General features: G+C 59.4%; 12 protein-coding genes, 1 tRNA gene and 1 pseudogene. 11 read left to right on the plus strand and 3 right to left on the minus strand.

The window, feature by feature from the left end:
• Positions 1 to 847: 847 nt before the first annotated feature.
• Positions 848 to 921, minus strand: a tRNA-Cys gene (locus tag TU80_RS12645).
• Positions 922 to 1,135: 214 nt separating this feature from the next.
• Positions 1,136 to 3,424: a bifunctional acylase PvdQ gene (gene pvdQ / locus TU80_RS12650; RefSeq protein WP_057004592.1), complete on the minus strand. Its 2,289-nt coding sequence runs from the start codon at positions 3,422 to 3,424 to the stop codon at positions 1,136 to 1,138.
• Positions 3,425 to 3,702: 278 nt separating this feature from the next.
• Between pvdQ and TU80_RS12655 the strand changes: the two genes are divergently transcribed.
• From TU80_RS12655 to TU80_RS12665, 3 genes are all read left to right on the plus strand, one after another.
• Positions 3,703 to 4,635: a hypothetical protein gene (locus tag TU80_RS12655; RefSeq protein WP_057004593.1), complete on the plus strand. Its 933-nt coding sequence runs from the start codon at positions 3,703 to 3,705 to the stop codon at positions 4,633 to 4,635.
• Positions 4,636 to 4,645: 10 nt separating this feature from the next.
• Entirely contained in the window at positions 4,646 to 6,604 is a 1,959-nt protein-coding gene (locus TU80_RS12660; protein WP_057004594.1) for a membrane-targeted effector domain-containing toxin, read from the plus strand.
• 165 nt (positions 6,605 to 6,769) lie between these two features.
• A complete protein-coding gene (locus tag TU80_RS12665; RefSeq protein ID WP_017846378.1) occupies positions 6,770 to 7,150 on the plus strand; it encodes a hypothetical protein in 381 nt (126 codons plus the stop codon).
• Between the two features lie 14 nt (positions 7,151 to 7,164).
• Here the strand turns inward: TU80_RS12665 and TU80_RS12670 are convergent, their stop codons facing one another.
• The gene (locus TU80_RS12670) at positions 7,165 to 7,359 is read right to left on the minus strand and encodes a hypothetical protein (protein WP_017846379.1); all 195 of its coding nucleotides are present in this window, start codon (positions 7,357 to 7,359) and stop codon (positions 7,165 to 7,167) included.
• 172 nt (positions 7,360 to 7,531) lie between these two features.
• Between TU80_RS12670 and TU80_RS33710 the strand changes: the two genes are divergently transcribed.
• From TU80_RS33710 to TU80_RS12705, 8 genes and pseudogenes are all read left to right on the plus strand, one after another.
• Positions 7,532 to 7,666: a hypothetical protein gene (locus TU80_RS33710; protein WP_017846380.1), complete on the plus strand. Its 135-nt coding sequence runs from the start codon at positions 7,532 to 7,534 to the stop codon at positions 7,664 to 7,666.
• Between the two features lie 6 nt (positions 7,667 to 7,672).
• Positions 7,673 to 9,433 (plus strand): M91 family zinc metallopeptidase, encoded by a 1,761-nt coding sequence (locus TU80_RS12675; protein ID WP_234427215.1) that lies wholly within the window; start codon positions 7,673 to 7,675, stop codon positions 9,431 to 9,433.
• Between the two features lie 22 nt (positions 9,434 to 9,455).
• Positions 9,456 to 9,668, plus strand: a pseudogene (locus tag TU80_RS12680) (methyl-accepting chemotaxis protein); the annotation flags it as partial.
• Between the two features lie 90 nt (positions 9,669 to 9,758).
• Positions 9,759 to 10,220: an SRPBCC family protein gene (locus TU80_RS12685; RefSeq protein ID WP_017846383.1), complete on the plus strand. Its 462-nt coding sequence runs from the start codon at positions 9,759 to 9,761 to the stop codon at positions 10,218 to 10,220.
• Positions 10,221 to 10,384: 164 nt separating this feature from the next.
• A complete protein-coding gene (locus TU80_RS12690; RefSeq protein WP_046383587.1) occupies positions 10,385 to 11,095 on the plus strand; it encodes a FadR/GntR family transcriptional regulator in 711 nt (236 codons plus the stop codon).
• A gap of 112 nt (positions 11,096 to 11,207) precedes the next feature.
• Positions 11,208 to 12,401, plus strand: a complete 1,194-nt coding sequence (gene lhgO, locus TU80_RS12695) for an L-2-hydroxyglutarate oxidase (protein ID WP_017846385.1) — start codon at positions 11,208 to 11,210, stop codon at positions 12,399 to 12,401.
• Positions 12,402 to 12,483: 82 nt separating this feature from the next.
• On the plus strand, positions 12,484 to 13,809 hold the full coding sequence (locus TU80_RS12700; RefSeq protein WP_046383588.1) for an MFS transporter: 1,326 nt from the start codon (positions 12,484 to 12,486) through the stop codon (positions 13,807 to 13,809).
• A 151-nt stretch (positions 13,810 to 13,960) separates the two neighbouring features.
• A complete protein-coding gene (locus TU80_RS12705; protein WP_057004596.1) occupies positions 13,961 to 15,214 on the plus strand; it encodes a ferredoxin reductase family protein in 1,254 nt (417 codons plus the stop codon).
• Positions 15,215 to 15,283: the final 69 nt, after the last annotated feature.

A 15,283-nucleotide genomic window follows, 5' to 3' on the forward strand; every position in this document is an offset into this window, starting at 1 on the left:
GCGGCGTCGGCGTTCCTGGCCGAGCAGCTCACCACCCTTATCGTTGCTGTTAGTCATAAACATACCCGTTTGCCTATCCCTTATCGTAAGGGGGAAACGGTGTCCTGTCTTTCATGGGGCTCGTTCACCAGATGCAGGTGTCTACCTGTTGGTAAGCTACTTTCAGGGTATATCGTGTATTGAATGTGTCGTAGTGCTGGAGTGAGGTTTCCTTACCCATTGTTCCTTCAATGATTGATGCGCCTTTGTAAACGCTCATTTTCCAACCATTTGACCTCAAAGATTGTTTGAGCCCCCCGAGTAGACCGCTAGACCCGACGGGCACCGTTACGCTTTTAGCGGATGAATCTATCCGCTCGAAATTGTTTACGTTTTGGCTATTGCAGGCCGTCAGGGACGTCATCATTAAAACTATCGCCAGTAACCTGTTCATTGTTTCCCTCTCGATCATGAGGGCCGAAAGCACCCTGCTGCTAAGGCCTCGACCCAGTAGGACTAGGCTTGGGCATTACCGGAATTTTTCCTAGGCCTTGGGCTTCGGGGCTGGAGACATCAACAGCCCGCAGGTTGCGCACAAATAGGTACCATCCGGACCATCTCTGAGCCCTGGATTGCCCCAGCATCGACAACCACGTCCTAACCTCGATTATCGCAGACTCATGAGTACATCACCCGCCACCAAGATCGACAAAAAATGCACCTGACACAGGAAAACCGCTGCCAATTAAGGCTAGAGCCTCCTGTAAATCAGGCGGGTTGCGGAAGCGATTCAAAAAATTGCGGAAGCGATCTTAAATCGCAGACAATAAAAAACCCCGTAGACGCTAATCTACGGGGTTTCTAAGAGTGGAGGCCGAGGTCGGAATCGAACCGGCGTAGGCGGATTTGCAATCCGCTGCATAACCATTTTGCTACTCGGCCTCAAACGATCAGTACCCTGGTTGCTGGCACTCACCGCATACAAACTTGAGTGGGCTATGTAAAGCGTGCCTCTACTCTAACTCATTGAATACATTGAAGTTTTTAATGCTTCATTGCGTTCGATGGGCGCCATTATGTACTCATTTGCTTTTGCCTGCAACCCCTTGATTTCAAAAAATATTCTGCCCTAGCATCAAGGGGTTGCGTGCGCGCCCTACTCTTTGATGACCTGCGATTGGTACTGCGGATCGGCCTTGATCTGCGCTTCGCTGAAGGGCAGCGGGCGGAGGTTTTTCTCGGAGAACGCGTGTGTCTGGTCCTTTGCGTATTTCGATGCAGGGTTGCTGGACAGGGAGAATGTCAGTAAGCCTTGGGCGCGGGGGCCGTTGGCGTCGAAGGTGACGATTTGCAGGTAGCTGCTGCCGCTGACCACTTCGCGTTTGCCATCGGCGCGGGGCACGGTTTGCATGGCGTTGTAGATGCCAAGCTGTTGCGGGCCGCCGTGGATTGGGGTCTGGCCGGAGACTTGTAGGTCGCCCCAGCGGCTGTTGGCGGTGAGCCCGAGTTGGCCGGCCTCGACGGTCGAGGCCAGCATGGCTTCGCGCAGGGCCTTGGCGACGGGCGCTCGCTCGATGGCCAGGCCGCGTGGGGTGGTGAGGGGTTGGGCCGGGTCGAAGGCGACACGCCAGGCGTCAGGGCTGTGCTGCAGGTGTTGCATCAGGTTGATGAAATGCACCAGGCCCAGGCCGCTGTCGAGGTTGGCGCGCTGGTCCCAGGTTTGCAGGCTGGCGCACAGCGGTTGCAGCGTGGCGGTGTCGGCGCCGAGGTGCTTGGCGCAGAATTCGAGCAAATCGGGCATCACCTGGCTGGCGAGGTAGACCTGGTTGTCCATCACCATGTTTTGCAGGTCGGCAACGCTGATCGGCCGGTTGTCCAACGACTGCAGGCGTTGCACGGCGAAACGTGCGCGGGGGCCGAGGCCAGTGTTGTCCTGGCTGATGACTGGGGAAAAACCGGTGAGGGGCGCCTTGGGGTTGACCATCCAGGCCGAATCGTTGGAATGCTGCACGTAGTCGGTACGTTCCAGTTGCGGCAACTGGTCGGCCGCGAAGATCCCGGCTTGGGCAGCGCGCGGGTCGACGTCCCAGGCGCAGGCGCTGCGGGCACCGTCGAGCACGATCAATTGCAGGCCGGCCCGTGGGTCACTGCATTGCGCGAGTTTGGCCGCGTTGACGTTGGGCACCACCGACAGGTTCATGAACAGGCTCTGCCCCTGGTCATCCGCAGCCAGGGTATTGACCCACGGGATGCCTTGCAGGGTGTGTACCGCGGTTTGCAGCTCCTTGACGCTGCCGGCGCGATTCATCGCGTACCACTGTTGCAGCACGCGGTCGTTGCCCAGGTTGGCATCGCGCAGGCTGAAGGCGTAACGGTTGTCCCAATCAAGCTTGCCAGGCCATTGCACCACCGGGCCGAATTGCGAACGGTAGACGGTATGCGCCTGCTCTTTGAGGCTGCCATCGGCTTGTTTGACTTGCACCGTCAGCGTGGCTTTATCCAGCGGGATGGATTTACCGTCCAGCAGGTAGCGCGTGGCATCCTTGGGATCGAGGGTCAGGCGATACACGGTGAAATGCTTGGACGTGTCGACGGTATGGGTCCAGGCCACATGCTGGTTAAAGCCGATATTCACCAGCGGCAAGCCCGGCAGTGCAGCGCCCATTACATCCAGTTGACCAGGGATGGTCAGGTGCATCTCATAAAAGCGCATGCCGCCGATCCAGGGGAAATGCGGATTGGCCAGCAGCATGCCACGCCCGTTGAATGAGCGGTCACGGCCCACGGCGACGGCGTTGCTGCCTCGGTCCAGAGTGAAACGCTGTTGATGCGCAGCGGCCAGCTCAAAGGCCTTGGCGTCGCCCTGCCGATGGGCGGTGGTGTTGGGCGGCGTCGCGCCGACAAGGGCTTCGGCGAATTGGCCGACGCCGCCTTCCACCAGCAGCCTGCGCGTCAGCTTGATCACATCCTGCGGCGTGATCGGCCGTACCCACGCCGCCTGGCACTGGGCCGGAGCGCCCTGCTCTGTCAGATAACGGTTGTAGCCGGCGACGTACCCTTCGATACGCTGCTGGATCGGTGGGCTCTGCGCCGCCCAGAACGAGGCTACCGCCTCTGGCGTATTCAGCCAGGCAAAGAACACATCGCTGGTAACGTTGTTGCGCTCCTCCAGGGTCGATTGTTCAGGGCCAAAGAACCTGGCGCGCTCTCCGCTCACCGTAACCACCTCGTTGGCCAGCAGGCACAGATTGTCCTGGGCATAGGCGTAACCGATGCCGAAGCCCAGACCGCGCTCATCACTGGCGCGGATATGGGGCACACCGAAACTGGTGCGTCGGATGTCCGCCGCCGCCTGCACCACCGCCTCGTGCGCGGATGCGGCCAGGCTCACGCCCAGCAATAGCGCCGTCACACACACCCTGGACAACCCGTTACAAATAATCACGCAGACCCCACCGTCAGATTAAACCGCCTCACAGGGCAATCACCCCAACGTAAGAACGCAAAAGCCCGCGAATAATTTAGGTACGAATGCGGCCGCGTCATTTTCTCCGCTACGAGGGTGGCCAGTCCAAGTGCCGATGGCCTCCGTTACACATACTGACAACCCGCACCGCCCGCAAGCGGAACACAAGCACCTGCTTTCAACACCCAAACGAGCGCCTTCATACAAAGGCGTTCGTCGGCAAGGACTGCCTCACCGTGTGAAAGAAGGTATTCAGCATGACATCCGTCACCCTAACCTCCGGCTCGTCCCAGCAACCTGTTTACCCGCTGTTGCCCACGGCTTTAGCGACCGACGACATGGCTCCGGTCGAAGACCCGCCTACAGAGCAAGAAGTCGACAGCAATGACAACCGCCAGGCCCTCAAAACCGCATTGGCGCACAGGCGCAACCTGCAAACGCTCGCCCGCCAACTCAAGCAGGCCGCCCAGTCACTGGCACCGCAAGCCAGCGCCGAAGCAGTGCTGCGCGCACTGCAAGAAACCCTGATGGACGTCGATCCAGACTCGGCGCTTCAGCATCAATCGCCGCAGAAAATCAGCCTTGAGCGTTTCATCACACACCACGGCACGTACATTCCGGCCACGCGTGAAGACCTTTTCGACATGGCCGACGCACTGATCAATCATTCGTTGTCGCACCCATTGGGCAACTTGGGCGGCGGGCTCAGTTGGGCATTGCCGCTGAGCGTGGAACACCAGCGCGTGGTGCGCGACGTCGTTGCCGACAACACCGAGAAACTGCCGGGCCTGCCCCTTTTCGACCCTCGGCGCGGAGCATTGGGGTATCTGCTGGAAGGTAATCCGCTATCCGGTACCGAGCTACAGGACCCGGCCAAGGCGTTGGAGAAACTCCTCGATACCCCCAAGGCGCAGGAGCTGGGCCAGGCGATACAGGCCAAGGTCGGCGGCATCGCGACCGATACCAGCGCAAACGACTATGTACTGAGCGCGATCCACTTGGGGCTGGACCCCGAATCCATCGAACAGCCTGGCAGAAATACCGTCGCGGGCTTCAACCTCGCTGCCGACAGTCACTGGGGCATGTCGCCAGCCAGTGTGATCAGCGCACTGGCCAAACACCTGAGCGACAGCGGCAAGACTTCCCTCGCTAGCGCGGATCTCGGCGCCAGGTTGCTGCAGTGCCATTGACCGCCTGCCGTTGGCCGATCGAACACGCCTCAATTATGGAAAAATCAGTTTTTTCAAGGAAAACGACTACCGCACCAGCTTGATTCCTTTCGCCCAAGACAAGCTCTTCCACACCAGCCCAAAGATCCTCGTACACAGCGAATATCAAAACAGCCATCAGACATACGAATTCGATACCACAACCGGCAGCATCTCCAAGGTTGACCAGGGCAGGATCAGCCGGCCCCACCAATACGTGTCGGACGAAGTCAACAAAATCGAAGCGTTTCATCCCAATCGCTCAACCCACAACTACGACGCCGAAGAAAAGGAACCGCAATACCCCACCTTCAACACGTTCCAAAGTCCGCGAACCCACTACATCGCCGACGCACTGATCAAGGCGTTGGGGTTTGATGAGCCTGCCGTCAAGCAATACGCCGCAGGCGAAACCCCGGACGAGGCGCGACGCGAATGGGTGAGTTCAACAACGGACGCATTATTGAACCTGATCCCCCTCCGCTCGGCCATCACCCACTTGCGCAACGGTCACTACAAGGACGGCGCGATTGACCTGGCGCTGGATATATTTGGCTTTGTGACGGCCGGGTTGGGCGCTACCGCAAAGCTCGGCAAGGCAGTGACAAACGCGGGTTCAACCCTGGGTGCCTTGGCGCGCGGCGGCAAAATCCTCGGGGTCACCGCACTCAACGCCTTCAACCCGTTGAGTGGCAGCGTTGACCTGGCGGTGGGTGCGGGCAGACTTGTCACGGATGGCATCAGCGCCAGCGCGCAAGGCATCCGCAAGCTGCGCGGCACGGCCAACGGCCAGTCGCTGGTCATCGCCAGCCAACGTTACGAGGCCGCCGCAACAGGCGTTTTACAGGTGGGTACGCAGCAAGTGGAAGGCTCGGCCATACGCCAACACGGTAAATGGTATGCCTTCGATTCAGACGCCATGCGGCCTTATGGGCCCGCACTCGACGCATTCACCCCTACCCATACGCTGATGCCGCCCTCACCCACTGCCCAACACCCGGGGCGATCGGCTCGCGATCATCGCTTCAACCCGCTGAGCCGACCGTCACGTCCGCCACTCAGTCAACCGCCGGCTGGGCTGCCAGTCGAGCCGGTGCGTAAAATCGACCATTTGCCCGACGCCGAGTACGTGAGCAGCATTCGTGGCCGCCCCATCGAGGGCCATTTCACCCCCAGCAGAAAGCAGGCAACCCATGAGAAATTCGCCCAGGAAATGCGCGATTTTTATACGCACATGGCCGCAAACGGGCTGCCCCCCCGCCCCGAGTTTCCAAACATTCCCGCGCCAAAGAAAACGAGCGATGTGATTGCCGATGCTTTTCGCACGGCGCCTGGCCTGGTATTCGGCGAATCCCACAGCAGCTTGGCGGCTTTCCGAACTTTGTATGACAACGTCGATGTGTTTGTTCAGAACAAGGTAAAAAAGCTATTCGTCGAAGGCCTGGTGTACGACAAAATCATGCGCTGGAAAGACGATGGCATGGGCCGGATCGGGCTCATATACCGCCCTCCCAACCAACGCCCGACCCTGGGCGAACTGTTGAAGAAATTCGAAGACAACGGGATCGAAATCGTACCGCTTGACCATTTTTACCTGACGCGGCACAACGACGAACGCCACCTGTTCGGCGGCCCCATCAAGACACCTGCGCAGGCCAAACGACGACTCGAAGAGTTCAACTACTACGCCACCCGCACCATCGAGCAACACGCAGGCGATGACAAGTGGGTTGCCCTGGTAGGGCGCCATCATCTCAATACCACCCAGAATGTTCTGGGCCTCTCCGAATTGACCGGCGCCACCGGCATCGCCGTGTATGGAAGAGCCGGACGCGTTAACTACGGCGTTCGCTCGGCGGACCCACGCCCCGGCCCCTCGGGCACCCTCACCCCTGCGGATGACTTGACCGGCGACCTGCAGATTTTCGCCGGCGAAGTGTGGCCGGTGTGACGGGAACAGCAGCCAGAAGACGTCTATCCAGAGCGATTGCAATGTGACAAAGCGGATACCGACAAATTTTCTACATCCGGCACTTCATGATTTGCATCGCTCGTTCGTCTTATTAGGTAACAGCGCCATCATTTTCCTGATCAGGCTCTGATAAGGAGTTTTTGCATGTACAACTCGCAACTGCCCACGGACGGACATTCACCGACCGCCGAGGCCGCTCATGGCAGAGGCGCCCAAGCGTTCGGCAGCGCACCTGAACAGCACGGCAATCAGCGCATCCGCCATTTGCTCAAGTGTTTTGGTTTGCGCACCAGCCTGATCCGGCTGAAGGTCATCGACGCCCTCCTCACCGCCGCCGACAACCAGCGCACCCTTGGGGTACGCGGGGTACACAGCCATTTGCTGGAGCTGGGCATCCCGTTGTCGTTTCTCAGCGTGCGCGAGGTACTCAAGCGCCTGTGCAGCGAGGGCGTGATCACCCTCAATGCCGACAAAAGCTACAGCCTCCATGAAGAGGCTGCCAAAGTGCTCGAAGGCCGCGCCTGACCCACGCAGCAGAATCAGAAGTTGGGCTTGACCTTGCGCCGCATCACACCGTTGATCACGACCACGGTGACCGCCACCGCAATGGCGATGTACTGGAACGTTTTTTCGCTGATAACCCCGGTGTTCTGCAAGTAGGACAGGCCAAACATCGTCCCCAGTACGACCAGGGAGATCAGAATCGAGTATTTCAAACGTTGCTTTTGCGTCATGACGGGTTCCTGAACCTTGAGAATGTATCCACTTTGTATCGCCGAACATGCCAAATACATACCCGCTGGAGGGGATGGAATCGGGTCGGCAGGGTCTCATGTTACAGGCGATGAAAAACTTTGGCTTGCCCGTCGCCTGATTCAATCTATGAGTACCCTAGAGGATTTTGAAATGTTCCGTCGAATCACACTGCTGATTCCCTTGTTGATCATCCTGAGCATGAGCGGCTGCATCATTTTCCCACACGGTGGTGGCTGGCATGACCACCGTTACTACGGTGGCGGCCCGGGTTACTACCACCGCTGATCACACGTGCGTCTCGCTCTCCCTGCGCAGAGCGAGACCGCTCAAGCCGTCGCTTATCCACCTGCCTTCAAAGGGCGCGTTTGGCCCGCCGATCACCGCCGGCACGAAACATTTTGCACCAAGCTTCTCGCCATCCTGCGGAACACTTTCAGCCAACCCACCACGGAATGGGCAGCCCTGATGCGCAATCAGATGCTCACCTCATTGAATGTGAAGGCCCCGCCGATGCTATTTCCTCTCGTTTATTTCGCAGCCACTCATACCCACACGCCACAACCTGCCCCTCGCGATAAACCCTCGCCTTACGATCCCCCATCCGATCTGACGCCAGACGACAGTAACCGCAGAAAACACCCGCTGCACACTGACGGCGACGTGACAATCAGTCGACTCATTGACTGGGATACATCGACCCCTGAAAAGCCGGAGATTATGAACAATTGGCTTTTAGTGGAAAGCGGTAACCATTCGGACCGTATCCATGTACGCAGTTGGCCCGGCGACAAGCTGCAAATCCTGATCAACGACAAGCCCTATTTTTTCGACATCAAAGAAAAACAGGGCCCGGAGCAGCACCTCTGGATCGAGACCCAAGGGGGCGATGACACGGTAATAATCGACGATGACGTCAAGCTTCGTGTTGACGTTGAAGGGGGCGATGGCAACGACTACATCCGGGCAGGCGGCGGCCGGAGCAGACTCTATGGCGGGAACGGCAAGGACTTCCTGCAACTGGGCAGTGGTCTCGGCTATGCCGAGGGCAATGACGGCGACGACACCATCCTTGGGGGAAGCGGCCATGCCGTGATGTATGGCAATAAGGGCATGGACCTGCTCATTGCCGGCGACGGTCCCGCCACCAAGCAGAGTTATCTGGACGGTGGCGACAACGAAGATGTACTCGTCTCAGGCAGCGGGCATACGGTTTCACATGGCGGCAATGACGATGATCTTCTTATAGGGCGCGACCGTACCACCTTCTATACAGGGAAAGGCCACGACACCATTTTGAATAATCAGCGCAAAGACCGTATCTACGCCAACGCCAGTGATCATTTCGACCGTACCCAAGGCTCGGCTTTCACCGAGGTCAAACCCAGCAACGCCGGCGAGCAGGCGTTCATCGTGAAAGACGGGCACCTGGAGTTCAAACAACGGGTAACCGACGACCTCGAATTCCTGCGCAGTTCGCCGCTAGGCCAACAGACCCTTGCCAAAATGGATGAACTCGCCGTGCTGAACGGCGGCAAAGTCACCATCGAACGAGGTGACTCGGGCAACACGTCATACATTTTCTGGAGAACTGATCAGGACGAGCTGACACCTGAGGCATACGAAGCTCTCACCCCATCGGAGCAGGGAATCATCCAAAATGGTGTGGCCGGTTTGGGCGCCAATAGTGCCCACATTTTTTATGACCCCCAGTCTACCCGGGAGCGAGCTGACGGTACCTTTACAGGGTTTCCCGTAAACGGCCTCTTTCACGAGATTGGGCATGCCTACAATGGCGCCACCGGCACGTTCCTGGCGGGTGAGAGTACCCAACGTCGGGAATCAGGCAGAACGGACGTCGTCCCGCATTTAGAACACCAAGTCGTTGGCCTGCCCAGCGATGCAGAACCTTTTGACCTCGATAACGACCCCGCCACGCCACCAAGCACCATTAATCCAAAACCCTTCACTGAGAACGGTCTGCTCGAAGAAATGGGTAAACCGCTTAGGAAAAGTTACCGATTTGATCTCAGTGCTCAGGGGGACGGTCTCTAGTACACCCTTCACACGCCAGCCGGTCAGCCATATCAACAACCTCAGCACCCAGAACGCCACGGCTGCCGAGCAGCAAAGCGCTGTGACCGAGTGGATCAACCGCAGCATGGTCCATATCCGACATATGGTCGAAGAGCGGGTGCAAAGCGGCCATGCCACTGAAACCAATACGCAAAGCCTGCTCAACGCCAATGCCTGGGTGATCGCGCTGATGAGCCGCTTCAAGGTGCAGTGATAAATTAATGAGACACTCCCGTGCAATGCATGGGAGTAGGTCTATCCTGACAGCTCCGGGTGCAGAGTTTCACCACACAGGAGGTGTTCCATGCGCGCTGTCGAGCAGTCGGTCCGCCTGGAGCGGATCAGTCAGGAACGCTTTATCCAAGCGCCTATCGAGGCTGTCTACAACTATGTAACCCAGCCCGATCGCTGGCACGAATGGCACCCGACCTCCCTCAGTGCCGACACCGGCACCACCGGTTCACTCTCCGCCGGCACGCGCTTTACCGAGGTGATCGACCTGCTGGGCGTGCGGGTGCCGATGAGTTACCGCGTGCAGATCGCCCGGCCGCCGGAAGAATTCAAGGCGGTATTCACCTCCCTGGCCGTCGACGGCTCGATTCACTACAGCCTGCACGCCTGTCGTGACGGCACGCTGTTCAAGCGCGTGTTGACCTATGAAACCGAACTGCAACTGGCCGGCTTGCACGAGCGCATGGTGGAGCTGTCCACGGTTGCGCTGGACCAGCTCAAGCAACGCTTGGAAAACCCCGCCTTCGTCGAATGAGCCAACATACCGTCGAGCTTCCGCACGGCCGCGATGCGCCTTAGTCTCGACGGCGAGCCTATCGACCCAACGACCGGACAGCCTGCAAACATCTCCGGCAACATCTTGACAAGGCAAAAGCGTAACCTCTATTGTCTGACAACCTGACTACCAAGGTTTTTTCCATGCTTGAGCTCCAGCGCCCTGACTCGCTCGTTGTACGGGTCGTCAGCGCCATCCGCGCCGAAATCGATTCTGGCCAATTGGCGCCCGAGTCGCGTTTGCCCACTGAACAGCAACTGGCTGAACAACTGAACGTCAGCCGCTCGGTGGTGCGCGAAGCCATTGCCCAACTCAAGGCCGATGGTGTGCTGACAGCCAAGCGTGGCCTGGGCTCATTTATCTCGCAAACCCCTGCGGGTACGGTGTTTCGCTTCCCGGAAAAAAACGGTCGTCGTCCGGACCTGGCGCAGATGTTCGAAGTGCGCCTGTGGATCGAAACCCAGGCCGCCTCGATCGCCGCCCAACGCCGTGATGCCGACGACCTGCAGCGCATGCAGAAGGCGCTGCGGGAAATGCACGACCAGCGCGCCGACTTCGAGGCCGCCGCCCTCGCCGATGTCGAGTTTCATCGCGCCATCGCCGAAGCCAGCAAGAATGACTACTTTGTCGCCTTCCACGACTTTCTGCGCAGCCAGTTGGCCAGTGCGCGCAAAACCGCCTGGGAAAACTCGGCGTCGCGTTTTGCCAGTGGCTCGGCCGACGCCACCCAGGAACACCAGGCGCTTTACCAGGCCATCGCCGACGGTGATGCCCAAGCGGCCGCAGCCAATGCCGAAGCGCACCTGCGCGCAGCGGCCAAACGCCTGCAACTTGAGCTGCCTGCCACGAATTGAATGATCCAAGCTTTGTGCAGCGTGCCTCAGGCACGCCATTTTTTTAACAAAAACATTAGTCTGACAACCTGATAAGCAGACTGAAATGTGCAGCCCTTAGGTACTCCAAACCATGATTTACGATTTCTGCATCATCGGCGGTGGCATCGTCGGCCTGGCCACTGCGATGGAGCTGCTCAAACGCCAGCCCAACGCCTCACTGGTGATCCTGGAAAAAGAAGCCTCGCTGGCCAAGCACCAGACCGGGCATAACAGTGGGGTGATTCACGCTGGCATCTACTACGCCCCCGGCAGCCTCAAGGCCGATCTGTGTAAACGCGGCGCCGAGGCCACCAAACGGTTTTGCCGCGAACACGGGATCAAGTTCGAGGTGTGCGGCAAGTTGCTGGTGGCCTCCACGCCCCTGGAAATGCAGCGCATGGAGGCACTTTATGCGCGCTCGCAGTTGAATGAGCTGAAGGTCGAACGCCTGGACGCCGACCAACTGCGCCAGCGCGAGCCCAACATCATCGGTCTGGGCGGCTTGTTTCTCGATGCGACCGGCATTGTCGATTACCGCGAAGTCTGCGAAACCATGGCCCAGGTGATTCGCCGACAAGGCGGTGAGATCTGCCTGGAGCGCACCGTCACCGCCATTTCGGAAGACACCGACAAGGTCACCGTCAACACCCGCGGCGAAGCGTGGCAAGCCAGGCACCTGGTGGTCTGCGCCGGCCTGCAGTCGGATCGGCTGGCGACGATGGCCGGGGTCAAGATCGACCACCAGATCATCCCCTTTCGCGGCGAGTACTTCCGCCTGCCGGCCTCGAAGAACAACCTCGTCAACCACCTGATCTACCCGATTCCGGACCCGGAACTGCCGTTCCTCGGCGTGCACCTGACGCGGATGATCGACGGCAGCATCACGGTCGGCCCCAACGCCGTGCTGGGCCTGGGCCGGGAGAACTACCGCAAGTTCTCGATCAACTGGCGCGACGTGGCGCAGTACGCCAGCTTCCCCGGTTTCTGGAAAACCCTCTGGCAGAACCTGGGTTCGGGCAGCGTCGAGATGAAAAACTCACTGTTCAAGTCCGGCTACCTGGAGCAATGCCGCAAGTACTGCCCGTCGTTGAACCGCGAAGATCTGCTGCCCTACGAAGCAGGCATCCGCGCCCAGGCCGTGATGCGCGACGGCAGCCTGGTCCACGACTTTCTGTTCGCCCAGACGCCCCGCATGCTCCATGTCTGCAACGCGCCCTCACCCGCCGCCACCTCGGCGATTCCCATCGGCGAAATGATCGCCGATCGCATGTTCACACCCGGCTGACACCGCATCCCCGGCCCTTCCCGGGCCATCGCCACAAGCGTCACTTTGACAATAAATATAATGACTCAGAAGGAAGTACAGAATGACGGCAACACCGCATACCGCTGCCCCGGAAACGCCGGCACAAAGCAAAAAACGCCTGCGCAAAGTCGCCGCCGCCACGATCTTCGGATCGATGCTGGAGTGGTACGACTTTTACCTGTACGCCACCATGGCGGCCATCGTGTTCTCGAAGATCTTCTTCGACAACAGTGACCCGAAAACCGCCTCGCTCATGGCCTTTTCCACCTTCGCCATCGGCTTTATCGCCCGACCCTTCGGCGGCATTCTGTTCGGCTACCTGGGCGACAAGTTCGGCCGTAAGCAGGTGCTGGTATTGACCTTCTGCATGATGGGCGTGTGTACCACGCTGATCGGCCTGATCCCCAGCTATGCCTCCATCGGCATCTGGGCGCCGATCATCCTGGTGTTCATCCGGATCATCCAGGGCCTGGGCGCCGGGGCCGAGTTGTCGGGCGCGGCGGTCACTTCCTACGAGCACGCGTCGGAAGGCAAGCGCGGTAGCCAGGGCGCCTGGCCGGCGTTGGGCCTGAACCTGGGCCTGCTGCTGTCGTCATTGACCGTGTACCTGCTGACCATCAATGGCAACGACTTCATGCTGGCAGGCGGCTGGCGTATCCCGTTCATCTGCAGTATCGCGTTGGTGGGCGTCGGCCTGTGGGTGCGCAACAGCATTCCGGAAACCCCGGAGTTCAAGGAGCTGAGCCAGGCACCCAAGGTCGCCAAGCCTTCGCCACTCAAAGCGCTGTTCAAGAACGATCTCAAGGGGTTGGCGGTGGTGTTCTTCGTAGCCATTGGCTACAACGCCCTGAGCTATATCTTCAAGACGTTTTCCCTGGCCTACCTGACTCAATTCAAAGGCGTCGATGTGCACGTCACGTCGCTGTCGGTGACCATTGCCAGCCTGATCGCCATCGTCGCGGTGCCGTGCTTCGGCTGGCTGTGCGACAAATGGAGCAGCAAAAAAGTGCTGGTACTCGGCGGCGTCTGCTCGCTGTTGTTTGCCTACCCGTTCCTGGCCCTGCTCGACACTGGCGACAGCCTGATGATCTACATTGCCATCGGCGTCGGCACCGGCCTGCTCGCTCCCATGATGTTCGCGCCCCAGGGCTCGTTCTTAAGCCGGCAATTCCCGACCCAGACGCGTTCCTCGGGCTTCGGCACCGGCCGCGAAATCGGTACCGCTATCGCCGGCGGCCTGGCACCGCTGGGAGCCTTGTCCCTGGTGGCCGCGTCGCCGACCCACGCCACAGGCGGGGTGGTGATTATCCTCGCGATCGCGGCACTGCTGGTGGTGGTGTTCGCCCTGTGCGACCAGGGCCGTAAACACTCGACCTTCAAGAACTGAGCGAAAAACCTCGGTCGACTTCAGCGCGGGGGCCAGGCCATGGCCTGTGCCCTTGCGCATGACCGACGTCAAGGCCGCTCTTCACGTAACCGGGTAACCTAAAAATGTGAGATGAGTATTCACTCCCCCGAAGAAACCCTAGGAGCACCCGTTGAAAACCCGTCACTGCCTCGTCGTCCTCTTCCTGATCACGACGTTGACGTTACTCATGGATATACCGGTCAAGACGTGGCTGACCTCAGCGACCCTCAGTTTGCTGCTCGGCACTTGCGCGCTGGTGTACATGGCGGCGTCCTGTGTACTGGCCAGTCGCTGGTCGGTGGTGGAGAACGTGTTTGGCGGCCTGGATCGCGTCTATGAAGTACACAAGTGGTTGGGCATCTGGGCGCTGGTGTTCGCCACGTATCACTTTGTGTTCAAAGCTAACCTGGATGTGTGGAACAGCGTGCCCATCCTGGAGCTGCCCAAATACTGGACGCGCCTCGTCCGTCAACTGAGCTACGTGGCGCTGGGCCTGATCGTGCTGTTGGCGTTGAACCGCAACATTCCTTACAACGTCTGGCGCTGGTGGCACAAGTTGTCTGGCCCGCTGTTCCTGATCGTGATCCTGCACGGGCTGAGTTTCAAATCGCCGATCACCCTGACCGCGCCATCGGGCGTCTGGTTGACCTTGTGCTGCAGCCTGGGCGTCATCGGAGCCCTCTATAAATTGGTGCTTTACCCCTGGGTTGGGCGTGCCGGCGAATACCGGGTGACGGCCGTCAACCGCGCCAACGGCGCGTTGCATTTGACACTGGCGCCAATTCACAAAGGGTTTGACTTCAAGGCCGGGCAATTCGCGTTCCTGGCCATGCAGGTCAAAGGGTTGCGCGAGCCGCACCCCTTCACGATCGCCAGCGCTAACCGTGAAAACGGGCAGATTGCGTTCATGATCAGAGGGTTGGGGGATTACACCAACGCCCTGGCAGACTGCGCCAAGGTCGGCATGCGCGCCGATCTGTATGCGCCTTACGGGCGCTTCAAGCGTGCCGTGCAGGCCGAACGGGAAATCTGGATCGGCGCCGGCGTGGGCATTTCGCCGTTTATTTCCTGGCTGCAAGACCCTGCCGCCAAAGACTTCGACAAAGCCACGCTGGTCTATTGCTTCACGCCCGCGCGCGCCTTCCCGCCGGCCGAACAGGTGCAGACCATGGCCCGCTTACGGGGTGCGCAATTCGTCAGTAATGCCGGCGGCCTCGAACGCTTGGCCGACACCCTGCGCCAAGCCGTGGCCGAGACCGACCCCGACAAAGTGCATATCAGCTTCTGCGGCCCCAAAGGCTTGCTGGTCAAGGTTCGCGAGCTGATGAACGCCCACCGGATTCCACCGGCCAACCTGCACAGCGAACGGTTCGAGTTTCGCTGAAACCACAGGACGCAGGTCAACCCAGCACCTGAAGGGGGTTTGGCGGTGGACGTAAACTGGCATGATAGC

Source organism: Pseudomonas veronii (assembly GCF_001439695.1).
Classification (GTDB): Bacteria; Pseudomonadota; Gammaproteobacteria; order Pseudomonadales; family Pseudomonadaceae; genus Aquipseudomonas; species Aquipseudomonas veronii.